The organism is Microbacterium koreense, from assembly GCF_042677105.1.
GTDB classification, from domain to species: Bacteria; Actinomycetota; Actinomycetes; order Actinomycetales; family Microbacteriaceae; genus Microbacterium; species Microbacterium koreense.
In genome coordinates this window covers 1,466,926-1,481,146 of sequence record NZ_JBHTIM010000001.1, presented here as the reverse complement: position 1 = coordinate 1,481,146, position 14,221 = coordinate 1,466,926, and the positions used below count along the sequence as shown (strand labels likewise).

Here is a 14,221-nt window from a genome sequence, read left to right as displayed (position 1 = left end):
CTCACTCCGGCGGGGTCGCCGCCGCTGCGGCACGGGCCGCCGCAGGGAGAGCGGCGGTGATCCGCTCGAGCGCCGCGTCGTCGTGCGCGGCCGTGAGGAACCAAGCCTCGAAGACGCTCGGCGGCAGAGACACCCCGGCGTCGAGCATCGCGTGGAAGAACGCCGGGTAGCGCCAGGACTCCTGATCGCGCGCGTCGTCGTAGTCGGCAACCGTCCCCTCGCGGAAGGCGAGCGAGAACAGGTTGCCCGCATGTGAGACGACGTGCGCGACCCCCTCGGCGGCGAGCGCCTGAGACAGGGCGCTCGAGACGACGGATGCCGCGGCATCCACTCTCTGGTACACCTCGGCGTCGGCCAGCGACAGCGTGGCGATCCCCGCGGCGACGGCGAGCGGATTGCCGCTGAGCGTGCCTGCTTGGTAGACCGGCCCGAGCGGAGCAAGGAGATCCATGACCTCGGCGCGCCCGCCGATCGCCGCCAGTGGCATCCCTCCGCCGATGACCTTTCCGAAGGTGAGAAGGTCGGGCGTCCAGGTCTCTCCTGCGGCGCGTTCGAGGCCCCACCACCCGGCGGGCCCCACACGGAACCCGGTGAGCACCTCATCGACGATGAGGAGCGCGCCGTGGGCGTGGGCGGTTTCTGAGAGGAAGCGATTGAATCCCGGCTTCGGGGCGAGGATGCCGGCGTTGGCGCCGGCTGCTTCGGTGATGATCGCCGCGATGCGGCCCGGGTGGGCCTCGAACGCTGCCAGGACCGCGTCGCGGTCGTTGTACGGCAGTACCAGGGTGAGCGCGGCGATGTCGGCGGGAACACCGGCCGAGCCGGGAAGACCGAGCGTTGCCACGCCGGAACCGGACTCGGCCAGGAGCCCGTCGGAGTGGCCGTGGTAGTGGCCGGCGAACTTGATGATGACGTCGCGTCCGGTGGCCCCTCGTGCGAGACGGATGGCGGTCATGGTGGCCTCGGTGCCGGTGGACACCAGTCGCAGTCGCTCGATGCCGCGAGCGTCGCCGACGGACAGCCGCGCGATGACGTGCTCGGCGAGTTCGGTCTCGGCGGGGGTGGACGCCCCGAACGACAGGCCGCGAGCCGCAGCTGTCTGCACCGCGGCGACCACATCGGGATGGGCGTGCCCGAGAAGAGCCGGACCCCACGACGCGACCAGGTCGATGTACTCGCGGCCGCCCACATCGCGCACCCGAGCGCCCTGGGCCGACACGATCGACACTGGGGTACCGCCGACCGACCCGAACGCCCGCACGGGGGAGTTCACACCTCCCGGTATGACGGCGCGAGCCCGCGCAGCGGCTTCGTCGTTCGTCGTCATGACGTCATCCTCTCGGCGGCTTCGACAGCCCAATAGGTCAGCACGGCGTCGGCACCGGCACGCACGATGCCCATGATCGATTCATCGATGGCGCGCTCCCGGTCGATCCATCCGTGCGCTGCGGCGGCCTCGATCATCGCGTACTCGCCGGACACCTGATATGCCCACACCGGCACAGGAGCGGTCGCTGCGGTGTCGGCGAGTACATCGAGATAGCCCATGGCGGGCTTGACCATGACGACGTCGGCGCCTTCTGTGACGTCGAGCGCCGCTTCGCGCGCCCCCTCGCGGCGGTTCGCGGGGTCGAGCTGATACGTGCGGCGATCACCCTCGAGGGACGACTGCACCGCTTCGCGGAACGGGCCGTAGAACGCCGAAGCGTACTTGGCCGCGTAGGCGAGCAACGCGACGTCGCCGTATCCCGCACCGTCGAGCGCGGTGCGCGTGACGGCGGTCTGACCGTCCATCATGCCCGACAGCCCGAGCAACTGCGATCCCGCCTCCGCCTGCGCGAGGGCCATGTCTCGGTAGCGCTCGAGGGTCGCGTCGTTGTCGACCCTCCCCCGGGCATCGAGCACACCGCAGTGGCCGTGATCGGTGAACTCGTCCAGGCACAGGTCCGTCTGCACGACGAGCGTGTCGCCGGCCTCGGCGACCGCCCGGCGGGTGGCGACGTTGAGGATGCCTTCGGGATCGGTCGCGCCCGAGCCGACCGCGTCCTTGCGTTCGGGAACGCCGAAGAGCATCACCCCGCCGACGCCCGCCTCGGCGGCGCGGTGGATCTCGGCGGCGAGCGAGTCGAGCGAGTGCTGGACGACGCCCGGCATCGAGGTGATCGGGACCGGTTCGGTGGCGCCCTCACGGACGAACAGCGGCAGCACGAGTTGCGACGGCGCGACGCGCGTCTCGCGCGTGAGGCGCCTCCACGCGGGCGTGGCGCGCAGGCGGCGAAGACGAGCGGCGGGGAATCCGGTCATCGCGCTCCCTCCCCACCGGTGCCACCGAGCGGGGCGAGGTCGGCGGCCCCGCCGGAGAGCAGTTCGTCGGCCACGCGCGCGGCGAGCTCTGCCGGGGTCGTGTCCGCGGTGTACGCGGCGTGCGATGCGGTCACCTGGTCGCCACCGTCGGGGCGATACACGCGCGCCGACAAGAAGATCATGTCGTCCTCGATGAACCCGTGCGCACCGATGGGCGCCGCGCATCCCGCTTCGAGACGGGCGAGGACCCCGCGCTCGGCCTCCACCGCCACGCGCGAAGCCCGGTGGTCGGCCCGCGCGGCGAGCCGCTCGTCGCCGACGCGCGTCTCGATCGCGAGAGCACCTTGGGCGGGTGCCGTCGGCCAGGCGGCGAGGTCGAAGAGGTCGGTGGCCGCTGCGGACCGCCCCAACCGGCTGAGCCCGGCTGCAGCGAGGACGACCGCATCCAATGCACGCTCCGCGCCGCCTTCGACGTCGTCCGCGACCCCGACCCGCCCGAGCCGGGTGTCGATGTTCCCGCGGATGTCGACGATCTCGAGGTCGGGGCGTCGCGCGGCCAGCTGGGCTCGCCGGCGCGGCGAGCCCGTGCCGACACGGGCGCCTTCGGGAAGCTGATCCAGCGTCAGTCCGTCGCGGGCGCAGAGGGCGTCACGGGCGTCGGCGCGGCGGGGTACCGCAGCGATGACGAGTCCCTCGACGGGGGCGGTGGGCAGGTCCTTGAACGAGTGGACGACGGCGTCGACCTCTCCCGCGAGGAGTGCCTCGCGCAGTGCCACGGCGAAGACGCCGGTGCCGCCCAGAGAGGCAAGGGAGGCCTGCGAGCGATCACCCTCCGAGACGATCGGCACGAGCTCGCCGCGGAGCTTCGTCGCGACGGTGCCGGCTTGCGCCATCGCCAGGGCACTGGCCCGCGTGCCGATACGCAGCACACTCACCGCACGACCTCGGCGATCTGGGCCGTCTCGATGAGCCGCCCGGTGAAGAACGGGACTTCCTCGCGCACGTGTCGCCGCGCCTCGGTCGCGCGCAGGTGCCGCATGAGGTCGACGAGTTCGAGCGGGTCGTCGGCTTCGAGGGCGAGCAGCCACTCGTAGTCGCCGAGCGCGAAGCTCGCGACGGTGTTCGACTGCACCTGGGGAAACTCGCGCCCCTTCAGCCCGTGCTCGGCGAGCATGCCACCTCGCTCGGCCGCCGGAAGCACGTACCACTCGTAGCTGCGCACGAACGGGTACACCGTCACCCAGCCCTTCGGTCCGAGTCCGCGGGCGAAGGCCGGCGAGTGGTCACGGCTGAACTCCGCATCACGGTGCACGCCGAGCGCGTTCCACGTCGGCAACAGCGGCGACAGTTCGGCGGTGCGTCGCAGCGTCCGCAGGTCGGCCTGCAATCCCTCCGCGGTGTCCCCGGTGAGCCAGAGCATGATGTCGGCGTCGGCCCGCAGTCCCGACACGTCGTACACGCCGCGCAGGCTCGCGACCGCTGCGGCAGCGGTTGCGAAGTCCGGCCCCGACGCTGTGGCAGGGTGCGGATCACGACGGAAGACCGCGAAGAGTGTGTAGAAGGTGGCTGCGGGGGCGACATCGGTGGAACTCACCCCTCTATCCTCCCCCTTCCGGCGTCGTCCGATGACGTCGAGACGATGTCGGCGGCAACGCGTTCGGCATGCGAGACCACCGCGGCCAGCCCCGTACCCGCCCTACTCTCGCCCACAGTGAGCACGCCGGGAGTGTCGACCACCCCGCGATCCCAGGTGAGCACAGCGGCATCGTGCACGGTGTCGATGCGCGCGCCGAGGAGTGCGGCGGCATCCACCCGCGCCTGCGCGACCGGGGCTTCCGGCTCGCCGTCGTACGACAACCGCAGCACGTGGCGCGGCGCGGCGGCCTCGCGGATCCACGCCCACTTCGCGCTCATGTGGGTGAGTGCCCGTGCGCGGATGCCGGGAGCCCTGTCGGCGACGAGCAGGCCCGTACCGCGCGGCTCTTCGCCCAAGCCCTCGCCCTCCACGACGAGGGTCACGAGCGTCACGCGACGCCGGTCGGGCGCGGGGTCACCGAATGCGCGCACGACGGTGCCGCGGTGACGTTCTCCGTCGACCACCGCAGTCTCCGCGGTGATGTCGGTGACCTCGGCGCCCGTACGGTAGATCGCGCCATGGCGGACACCGTCGTCGACGAGCGCGGAGACGAGGGTGTGGAGGCCTCCGTCGAACGACGCGACCTGAGCACCCGCGGGCGCCTGGGCCCGCAGCGCCCTGACGGCGCCGGCGAGCGAACCGTGCTCGACGATGCGTTCCTGCAGGCGCGGCGCGACGCGATCCAGCGGCAGCGCGTCGGCGGTCGTCGAGTGGACGCCGCGCACGATCGGTCCGACGAGACGGTCGACCACGCGTCGCCCCATGCGTGCACGGACGAGCTGGCCGATGGAGGTCGCGTGACCACCGACACGGGCGGGGAGCACGCCGTCCATCGCCGCACGCAGCGCGCCATAGCGACCGAGTGCCCGCACGACGTCGGGGGCGAACGGCGCCCCGGGAATGCCCATGAGCCCCGTGGCCGGCAGCGGCACCGCGGTGCCGTCGGACCGGTACACCCACGCGGCGGAACCGGAAGGGGTGATGATGCGGTCGGCGAGGCCGAGTTCGGCGGCCAGTCGCGCCACATCGCCGCCGCGTGTCGCGAAGGATTCGGCCGCGGCATCCACCATCAGACCGCCGACCGCTACGCGCGCGACCTGCCCGCCGAGGGTGTCGGACCGCTCGAACACGGTGACCCGGCGCCCGGCCACGGCGAGGCGTCGGGCGACGACGAGGCCGCCGATACCGCCGCCGATGACGAGGACGTCAGAGGTCATGCACGAGCTCGACGATGCGCGTGAGCACGTCGGGGTCGGTGTCCGGCGGCACGCCATGGCCCAGATTGACGATATGCGCGGGTGCTTCTGCACCGCGTTCCACGACGTCGCGCACGTGACGCTCCACGAGGTGCCACGGCGCGGTGAGCATCGCCGGGTCGAGGTTCCCCTGCAGCGGGAAGGCACCCTCGAGCCGCCGGTTGGCGACGTCGAGCGGCAGCCGCCAGTCGATGCCGATCACGTCGGCCCCGACCCGGGGCACGGCGTCGAGCGACTCGCCGAGCCCGAGTCCGAAGTGGATGCGAGGGACGTCGAGCCCGCGCAGGCTGTCCATTGCGCGACGCGAGTGCGGCAGTGCACGGCGCACGTAGTCATCGCGAGAAAGCGATCCCGCCCACGAGTCGAACAGCTGCACGACGCTCGCGCCGGCGGCGACCTGGGCCTGCAGGAAGGCACCCGTCACGTCCGCGCACCAGTTGAGGAGCGCGGCCCACGTGTGCGGATCGGTGCGCATGAGCGCGCGCGTGCGCAACTGTTCTTTCGACGGACCACCCTCGACCAGATAGCTCGCGACGGTGTACGGCGCTCCACCGAACCCGATGAGCGGTGTGTCGCCCAACTCTGCGACGGTGAGCCGCACGGCTTCGGTGATCGGCTCGAGCGCTTCCGGTTCCATCGGACGCAACGCCAGGACATCGGACGCGGTGCGAACCGGTTCGTCGATGACCGGGCCCCGCCCGGGAACGATGCGCACGCCGACGCCGGCCAGCAGCACCGGAACGACGATGTCACTGAAGAACACCGCCGCATCGACCCCGTGGCGCCGCACGGGCTGGAGAGTGATCTCGGACGCGAGGTCAGGGGTGAGGCAGGCGTCCAGCATCTCGGTACCCGCGCGACTCTCGCGGTACTCGGGCAGCGAACGCCCGGCCTGCCGCATGAACCAGACCGGCAGCGTGGCCGGACGGTCACCGCGTGCCGCGCGCACGAGCGGGGACGTCGCCGTGCGCCCATCGCGCAGCGGGTGGTCGGAGGCGAGAGAGGCGGGCGCGGTGAGCATGCGTCAAGGCTACGTCCCGCCGCGTGGGGCGCCGGCCACGTACGCGCGCCGGTAGACTCTCGGGGTGCTGTTCTGTCTGACGGCGAATCATCGCAACACGGATTTCGATGTGCTCGACCGCATCGCCCGCGTCACCGACTCCACGGCGGCCGACCTCACCGGCACCCACTCGTTCGTGCGCGGGGCGATCGTGCTCGCCACATGCAACCGGTTCGAGGCCTACCTCGAGATCGACGAACCGCTCACCGGCGGCGCCGTCGTGGCGCGCGAAGCGGTGTTCGACGTCCTCTTCGGCGCGGCCGGGGAAGACGCCGAGGCGTTGCGCGCCTCGGCCACCACGCTCACCGGCGACGAGGTCGTACATCATCTCTTCGCCGTGAGCGCCGGGCTGGAGTCGATGGTCGTCGGCGAAGAGGAGATCAGCGGCCAGGTGCAGCGGGCGCTCGTCTCGGCTCGCCGTGCGGGCACCACGAGCACGACGCTGGAACGGGTCTTCCAGCGCGCGGCCCACGCGAACCGTGAGATGCGGGCAACCGCGGATCTCGCCGCGGCCGGCCGCTCGCTCGCTCGCCTGGCGCTGGATATGGCCGACACGCGCGTCGCCGATTGGGCGTCGGTCCCCGTCCTCATCGTCGGCACCGGTCAGTACGCGGCCACGACGATCGCGGCACTGCAGGCGCGCGGCGCAGCCGACATCCGTGTGTTCTCCGCCACCGGACGTGCCGATCAGTTCGCGGCCAAGTACGGTGTGCGCGCCGAACGCGACCTTCGCGACGCCATCGGTGCCGCCGACATCGTCCTCACCTGCACCACGCGCTACACCGTAACCTCGGCCGACATCCCCGACAACCGTCATCGGCTCATCGTCGACCTCGGCCTGCCGCGCAACGTCGATCGCGCCGTCGGCGACCTCGCGGGCGTCGATCTGCTCGACCTCGAGATCATCGGACGCCACGCCACTCTCCCGGAGCTCGGCATGGGGGCGGCCGACATCGTCGGTTCTGCCGCGAACGCTTTCACCGCCGAACAGGCCGCCGGACCCGCCATCGTCGCTGTGCGCGGACACATCCAAGCGGTGCTCGATGCCGAGATCGATCGGTTGCATGCGCGCGGAGGTGACGCCGCGACCGAGTCGGCGTTGCGCCACTTCGCCGGCGTGCTGGCGCACGGACCGAGTGTGCGCGCTCGCGAACTCGCCGCCGACGGACGCCTCGCCGAATTCGAGAACGCCCTCGAGACACTCTTCGGTGTCGAGGTCGTCCGCGAGGAACGCAGCGGCTGGCAGGGCCTCACGGCCGTTTGACCGGGTCAGTGATCGAGTGCGCCCGCGTCGGTGACCGGCATCCGGCACGTGAAATCGTGACAGTCGTACGCGGCGGCGCACCCATCGACGAGGGCCTTCCCCGCGAACAGTGAGAACCCCGCCGCGGTCCAGGCGTCCGCCTGCTCGGGTGTGACCGAGCACACGAGATCGGCGGCGACGGATGCTGAAGCTCGCGCGAGCGGGTCTTCTCGGTCGCGCGCGACCACCACGAGCTGCCGGGGCGCGCGAGCGAGGCGCGCGGCGACACGCAACACGCTGCTGTGGCCGAACGGTTGGGCCAACGCCACGGTGGCGTGACGCTCGATGACGTCGACGGCGAACGCGCGATACTCCTCCCCCGCGCCCAGCATCCACAGCCCGACGGCGGCGTCTGCGACCGCGGCCACCCCCGACGGCTCGTCGCCGTCGGAGGCGACATCGGGTTCACCCAGACCGTGTGCGGCGAGCACGGCATCACCGCCGCCGGGCACGACCGGTGCGCCGCCGGATCGGAGGCAGGCGCGGACGAGTTCGCGGGCCTGCAACGCCGGCTCGGGGCGGCCCAACGCCACCGCCAGCGCGATCAGCCCGCCGGCGAGATCGCCGTAGTCGGCCAGCGTCGCAGCGGCACGCGACGGGATCTCGCCCAACGATGCGCGCACGAGACGACCGTCCGACGCGGTGTTGGCGCCGATCACGGCGTCGGCCGCGCGCGCGGCGGCGTCCACGAAGGTGGGTTCGTCGAGCACGCTCCCCGCCCGGGAAAGCGCAGCGATCGCCACGCCGTTCCACGCCGTGACGGCCTTCCCGTCGACCCGCGGCGGCACCAGCTCCGTGCGGTCCTCGACGAGGTAGTACCCGCCTTCGCTGCGGCGACCGTCGACGATCGACTCCGAATCCTGCGCGGCACCGAACGCGCCTTCCGGCTGCTGCAACACGTCGATGAGGAAGGCGGCGATACCACGGGCCACATCGTGGGCACCTTCGACGACCGCGACGTCGAGCAGCTGCGCGTTGTCGATCAACATGCGCTCGTAGTGCGGCACCGTCCAGTCGCGGCGGGTGGCGTAACGGAAGAAGCCCCCGTCGATCCTGTCGCGCAGCGGCGAATCGGCCATCGCCGAGAACGCGCGTGACGCCACGGCCGCCGCGCCCGGCGCCTCCGCACGCATCGCCTGCAGAAAAGTCAGGCTCGTCGCGACGGGGAACTTCGGTCCGTCGGTCCCGAATCCACCGAACTCGGGGTCTTCGCGCTCGGCGATCGCCGCCGCAGCCGCCGCGAGATCGTCGGTGGAGGGCAGTGCGGACGAGTGCGCCGCGGCGGCACGAGCGTCGGCGAGGGCATCGACGACAGCCGTGGCGGTCTCGTCGATCTGCGCGCGTCGTTCGCTCCACGCTTCGCGCACCGCCGCGAGCACCTGCCGGAACGCCGGCATTCCCTGCCTCGGCTCCAGTGGAAAGTATGTTCCGGCATAGAACGGTTTTCCGTCGGGCGTCACGAAGACAGAGAGCGGCCACCCCAGGTTCTGCGTGAAGGCGGACGCGGCCGCCATGTACGCGGCGTCGACATCGGGATGCTCTTCGCGGTCGACTTTGATCGAGACGAACCCGTCGGCCAGGTCGGCGGCGGTCGCCGCGTCCGAGAACGACTCTCGTGCCATCACGTGACACCAGTGACAGGTCGAGTATCCGATCGAGACGAATACCGGCACGTCGCGGCGGCGGGCTTCGGAGAACGCGGCGTCGCCCCACGGATACCAGGCGACCGGGTTGTCGGCGTGGGCGCGCAGATACGGGCTCGCCGACGCCGACAACCGGTCGTCCATGATGGTCAGTGCACTTCGCTGGGGTGCGCGCTCACGCGACCGGAGCCGTCGCCCGGATCGAGGGCGTCGATCGCAGCCATCTCGGCCTCGGACAGCGCGAACCCGAAGATGTCGAGGTTCTCCCGCAGACGGTGCGGGTTGACCGACTTCGGGAAGATGATGTTGCCCTTCTGGATGTGCCACCGCAACACCACCTGCGCGGGAGTGTGTCGGTGCGCCGCGGCTGCGGCGGCGACGGCGGGCACGCCGAACAGGTCGTACTTGCCCTGACCGAGCGGACCCCAGGCCTCGATGTGCACACCGTGGTCGGCGCACCAGGCGACGACGTCGCGCTGCTGATAGGCCGGGTGCAACTCGATCTGGTTGACGGCGGGGAGCACACCGGTTTCGGCGTGGATCTTCTCGAGGTGCTCGGGGAGGAAGTTCGAGACCCCGATCGAACGGATTGCGTCGCCCTCGCTCAGCGCGGCCAGGTGACGCCACGCGTTGACGAACTGGCCGTTGTCGGGAGCGGGCCAATGCACGAGGTACAGGTCGACGTAGTCGACACCCAGTTTGGTGATGCTCTCTTCGAGTGCGGCGCGCGGTTCGTCACCGGCCTGGCGGTCGTTCCAGAGCTTGGTGGTGAGGAAGATCTCGTCGCGCGGGATGCCGCTGGTGGCGATGGCCGCCCCTACGCCCTCTTCGTTGTCGTAGATGGCGGCGGTGTCGATGTGTCGGTAACCGATCTCGAGCGCCTCGGAGACGAACTTCTCGGTCTCCTGCGGCGGCACCTTGAAGACGCCGTATCCGAGTTGGGGGATGTCGTAGCCCGAATTGAGGGCGATACGGGGGACGTCGGAGGCCTTCTCTGCCTTGACGTCTGCGCGGTGGTCTGCGTGATGTCCTGCCATACCCCGAGCCTACGCCGCCGGATAAGGTGGAAGGCTGTGTCCGCTCCCGACCCCGTCATCACGTTCCCGCCCGAGCTGCCCGTCAGCGCCGCGCGGGACGAGATCGCGCGCGCGATCCGCGACCATCAGGTCGTGATCGTCGCGGGAGCCACCGGGTCGGGAAAGACGACCCAGCTGCCGAAGATCTGTCTGGAGCTCGGCCGCACGAGCATCGCGCACACCCAGCCGCGCCGCATCGCCGCACGCACGATCGCCGAACGCATCAGCGACGAACTGCGGGTACCGCTGGGCTCGACCGTCGGCTACAAGGTGCGCTTCACCGACAAGGTCGGCGCCGAGACTCGGATCGCGGTCATGACCGACGGCATCCTGCTCAACGAAATCCACCGCGACCGCACTCTTCGTCGGTACGACACGATCATCGTCGACGAGGCCCACGAGCGCTCACTCAACATCGACTTCCTCATCGGGTATCTCACCCGGCTGCTCCCGCAGCGTCCCGACCTCAAGGTGATCATCACCAGCGCGACGATCGACCCCGCGAGCTTTGCAGCTCACTTCGCGGATGCCGAGGGCCGCCCCGCTCCGATCATCGAGGTCTCCGGGCGCACCCATCCGGTCGAGATCCGCTACCGCGAGCCCGCGCCCGGCGACGCTTCGGGCTCGGCGGACGATGTGGACGGCATCACCGCCGCTCTGCGCGAGCTCGACCGCGAACCGGCCGGCGACGTGCTGGTGTTCCTGCCGGGCGAGGCCGAGATCCGCGACGCGATGGATGCCGTCCGCGGCATGTACGCGAAGGATGCCGCTCCCACCGAAGTGTTGCCCCTGTACGGGCGCCTCTCTGCGGCGGAACAGCACCGGGTGTTCGAGCCCTCCAGAATCGCCGGCGTGCGACGCCGGGTGATCCTCAGCACCAACGTCGCCGAGACGAGTCTCACTGTTCCCGGCATCCGCTACGTCGTCGACACCGGCACCGCACGCATCTCGCGCTACAGCAACCGCACCAAGATCCAGCAGCTGCCGATCGAGCCGATCTCGCAGGCGTCTGCGCAGCAACGCTCGGGGCGCGCGGGACGCACTGCGCCGGGCGTCGCGATCCGCCTGTACGCCGAAGACGACTTCGCCACGCGCGACGAATTCACCGAGCCCGAGATCCTGCGCACGAGTCTGGCCTCGGTCATCCTGCAGATGCTCGCGCTCGGGTTCGGCGACATCCAGGACTTTCCGTTCCTCACCCCACCCGACTCGCGCGGCGTCCGGTCGGCGCTCGACCTGCTCGTCGAACTCGGGGCGGTCACCGGCGAACGCGGCTCGACGTCGAAACGCGGGCATCGACTGACCGACCTGGGGCGCGAGATCGCCCGACTGCCGATCGATCCCCGTTTCGCGCGGATGCTCATCGAGGCGCGTCGCACCGGGGTACTCACCGAGGTCCGCGCGATCGTGGCGGGGCTCTCGATCCCCGACGTGCGCGAGCGCCCCGAAGAGCGTCGCGAGGAGGCCGACCGCTTCCACGCCCGCTTCACCGACCCGACGAGCGACTTCCTGTCGCTGCTGAACCTCTGGAACCACCTGCAGGAACAGCAGGCGGCACTCGGCTCGAGCGCGTTCCGGCGTCTGTGCCGCACCGAGCACCTCAACTATGTGCGGGTGCGGGAGTGGGCCGACGTGCATCGGCAGCTCACCAGCCTCCTGGGCTCGGGTCGGGCGTCATCGCGAGATGCCACCCGGGGTCGGCACGATCGGTCCGAATCGGGTCACGACCGACAACTCGGCGCCGGGAGCGCGAGCGACCCGGACGCGATCCACCGGGCGATCCTGTCGGGGCTCCTCTCCCACATCGGCGTGCTCGACACGCGCGACACCTCGACCACGCCCGCTCGCGGTGGGCGCTCCGCCCCGCGTCCGGCCGACTACCTCGGCGCCCGAGGCACACGGTTCTCGATCTTTCCCGGCTCGGGGCTGAAGAAGAAGCGACCTGCGGCGGTCATGGCCGCCGAACTCGTCGAGACAAGTCGCCTCTTCGCCCGCACCGTGGCTGCGATTGACCCGGCGTGGGCCGAGCCGCTGGCCGGCGACCTCGCCAAGCGCAGTCTCAGCGAGCCGCACTGGTCGCGCTCGGCGGGCGCGGCATCCGTCTATGAGAAGGTCACGCTCTTCGGCGTCGAGATCGTGCCGAAGCGGCGTGTCCAGTTGGCGCGTTTCGACCGTCCGCTCGCCCGCGAGCTGTTCGTGCGCCATGCGCTGGTCGAAGGCGACTGGGAGCCCCCCGGCGACAAGCGGGTGGGCGCGTTCGAGCGCCGAAACCTCGAGTTGCGCCGTCGCCTGGAGAAGATCGAGGAGCGTGAGCGGCGCCGCGACATCCTCGTCGGCGACGAAGCGGTCTTCCGTTTCTACGACGCGCGCATTCCCCGCGACGTCTTCGACGCCCGCTCGTTTGAACGGTGGTGGCGTGACGCCCTCGAGTCGACCCCGCGTCTGCTCGACATGTCGGAGGCCGACCTGGTCGACGACGCGTCCCGCGGCGATGAAAGGGACTTCCCCGCGCGGTGGACGCAAGGTGACCAGGTGCTCTCGCTCGCCTACCGCTTCGAGCCGGGCGCGCGAGACGACGGCGTGACGGTGGTCGTGCCGCTGGCCCTGCTCGCCCAGCTGCGGCCGGACGGGTTCGACTGGCAGGTGCCGGGCATGCGTGACGAGCTCGTCACGGCTCTGCTGCGTTCGCTGCCGAAGGCGATCCGACGCCACGTCGTCCCCGCAGCGGACTGGGCGGCGACGTTCTCGGCCGAACTGACCGGCTCGGGTCCCGAGTCCCACGACGGGATGCCGCCGACCACCCTGCTCGCCGCGCTCGCCTCTCGCATCCAGCGGGTGGCCCATCAGCCGGTGACGGCCGCCGATTTCGATCTCGACCGGGTTCCCGGCCACCTGCGCATGTCGTTCCGAGCGGTGGACGGGCGCGGACGCGACGTGGGCTCGGACCGCGACCTCGGCGCGCTGCAACGTCGACTCGCCGACCGCAGCCGCGCCGCGGTGTCGCGCTCGCTCGCCGAGCCGTCGCCGGCCGCGCGGGGCCCACGCCCACCCCGCACCGAGGCGACCGGGTCATCCTTCGTCGAACGCCGCGGACTCACCGAGTGGTCGTTCGGCGATCTCCCCGCCGTCGTGGACACGAAGGTGGCGGGCGGCGTCGTGCGGGGATACCCGGCCGTCGTCGACGACGGTGTCGCGGTGTCACTCCGCATCGAGTCCACTCCCGAGGCCGCCGCGCGCGCCACAAAGGCGGGAGCCCGCAGGCTGTTGCTGCTCGCGGTGCCGTCGCCGTCGGCGTACGTGCTCGACCATCTGACGTCGGCAGAGAAGCTCGCCCTGGCGGGGTCGCCGTACCCCTCCGCGAAGGCGCTCGTCGAAGACGCCCGCGTGGCCGTCGCGGATGCAGTGATCGCCCGTACCGCTCCGGACGGCATCCGCACGGCCGCGGTGTTCGAGACGGTCCGCGACACACTCTCGGGTGTCGTGGTCGACGACCTATTCCAGACGGTCTCGCTGAGTGCCCGCATCCTCACCGCCGCGCGCGACGTCGAACGCGCCGTCAAGGGACAGAACTCGATGACGCTGCTGGCGGCGCTCGGCGACGTAAAGGCGCAGGTCGCCGGATTGGTGTTCGCGGGATTCGTCGCCCGCACGGGCGCGGATCGGCTCCCCCACCTGCCACGGTATCTGCGCGCCGCGCTCGAGCGAGTGACAGGCCTCGCCGACAGCCCGGGGCGCGATCGGCAGCGGATGACGGAGTTCGAACGTGCCGCGAGCGCGTTCACGGATGCGGGGGGCACCATCCCCTGCCCGCCCGACGCGCCGGAGAACCTCGTGCGGGTGCGGTGGATGCTCGAGGAATACCGCGTGAGCCTGTTCGCCCAGGCGCTCGGGACGGCGGAACCCGTGTCGCTTCCGCGCATCCAGAAGGCGCTGCGGGAATAGC

At 71.0% G+C, this 14,221-nt stretch carries 10 protein-coding genes; 2 read left to right on the top strand and 8 right to left on the bottom strand.

Features of this window, described 5'->3' with window-relative positions; translation table 11 throughout:
- Position 1: 1 nt before the first annotated feature.
- From hemL to hemE, 6 genes are read right to left on the bottom strand one after another with little or no spacing between them, the layout of a single operon-like run.
- Entirely contained in the window at positions 2-1,327 is a 1,326-nt protein-coding gene (gene hemL / locus ACFQZV_RS06795) for a glutamate-1-semialdehyde 2,1-aminomutase (protein WP_378750401.1), read from the bottom strand.
- Positions 1,324-2,304, bottom strand: a complete 981-nt coding sequence (gene hemB, locus ACFQZV_RS06790; protein ID WP_378750403.1) for a porphobilinogen synthase — start codon at positions 2,302-2,304, stop codon at positions 1,324-1,326. Before hemB ends, hemL begins: the two co-directional genes overlap by 4 nt.
- Entirely contained in the window at positions 2,301-3,239 is a 939-nt protein-coding gene (gene hemC / locus ACFQZV_RS06785; RefSeq protein WP_378783292.1) for a hydroxymethylbilane synthase, read from the bottom strand. The genes hemB and hemC overlap by 4 nt, the downstream gene beginning before the upstream one ends.
- A complete protein-coding gene (gene hemQ / locus ACFQZV_RS06780) occupies positions 3,236-3,898 on the bottom strand; it encodes a hydrogen peroxide-dependent heme synthase (RefSeq protein ID WP_378752043.1) in 663 nt (220 codons plus the stop codon). The genes hemC and hemQ overlap by 4 nt, the downstream gene beginning before the upstream one ends.
- Positions 3,895-5,157, bottom strand: coding sequence for a protoporphyrinogen/coproporphyrinogen oxidase (locus ACFQZV_RS06775; protein WP_378752045.1), 1,263 nt, complete (start codon positions 5,155-5,157; stop codon positions 3,895-3,897). The genes hemQ and ACFQZV_RS06775 overlap by 4 nt, the downstream gene beginning before the upstream one ends.
- Positions 5,147-6,217, bottom strand: coding sequence for a uroporphyrinogen decarboxylase (gene hemE / locus ACFQZV_RS06770; protein WP_378752047.1), 1,071 nt, complete (start codon positions 6,215-6,217; stop codon positions 5,147-5,149). Before hemE ends, ACFQZV_RS06775 begins: the two co-directional genes overlap by 11 nt.
- 64 nt (positions 6,218-6,281) lie before the next feature.
- On the opposite strand from hemE, the gene ACFQZV_RS06765 reads away from it, so the two are divergent.
- On the top strand, positions 6,282-7,520 hold the full coding sequence (locus tag ACFQZV_RS06765; RefSeq protein WP_378752049.1) for a glutamyl-tRNA reductase: 1,239 nt from the start codon (positions 6,282-6,284) through the stop codon (positions 7,518-7,520).
- A 5-nt stretch (positions 7,521-7,525) separates the two neighbouring features.
- Here ACFQZV_RS06765 and ACFQZV_RS06760 read toward each other — a convergent pair whose 3' ends face one another.
- Both ACFQZV_RS06760 and ACFQZV_RS06755 read right to left on the bottom strand, forming a co-directional pair.
- Positions 7,526-9,346 (bottom strand): thioredoxin domain-containing protein, encoded by a 1,821-nt coding sequence (locus tag ACFQZV_RS06760; RefSeq protein ID WP_378752051.1) that lies wholly within the window; start codon positions 9,344-9,346, stop codon positions 7,526-7,528.
- Positions 9,347-9,351: 5 nt separating this feature from the next.
- Positions 9,352-10,239, bottom strand: coding sequence for an aldo/keto reductase (locus ACFQZV_RS06755; RefSeq protein ID WP_378752053.1), 888 nt, complete (start codon positions 10,237-10,239; stop codon positions 9,352-9,354).
- Positions 10,240-10,275: 36 nt separating this feature from the next.
- Here ACFQZV_RS06755 and hrpA point away from each other — a divergent pair, with 36 nt between their 5' ends.
- The gene (gene hrpA / locus ACFQZV_RS06750; protein ID WP_378752055.1) at positions 10,276-14,220 is read left to right on the top strand and encodes an ATP-dependent RNA helicase HrpA; all 3,945 of its coding nucleotides are present in this window, start codon (positions 10,276-10,278) and stop codon (positions 14,218-14,220) included.
- The last annotated feature ends 1 nt before the right edge of the window (position 14,221 follow it).

Excerpts from the sequence above, each read along its gene's own strand:
- hemE (WP_378752047.1), bottom strand. The coding sequence starts at position 6,217 with ATGCTCACCGCGCCCGCCTCTCTCGCCTCCGACCACCCGCTGCGCGAT.
- hemL (WP_378750401.1), bottom strand. The coding sequence starts at position 1,327 with ATGACGACGAACGACGAAGCCGCTGCGCGGGCTCGCGCCGTCATACCG.
- ACFQZV_RS06755 (WP_378752053.1), bottom strand. The coding sequence starts at position 10,239 with ATGGCAGGACATCACGCAGACCACCGCGCAGACGTCAAGGCAGAGAAG.
- ACFQZV_RS06775 (WP_378752045.1), bottom strand. The coding sequence starts at position 5,157 with ATGACCTCTGACGTCCTCGTCATCGGCGGCGGTATCGGCGGCCTCGTC.
- ACFQZV_RS06760 (WP_378752051.1), bottom strand. The coding sequence starts at position 9,346 with ATGGACGACCGGTTGTCGGCGTCGGCGAGCCCGTATCTGCGCGCCCAC.
- hemB (WP_378750403.1), bottom strand. The coding sequence starts at position 2,304 with ATGACCGGATTCCCCGCCGCTCGTCTTCGCCGCCTGCGCGCCACGCCC.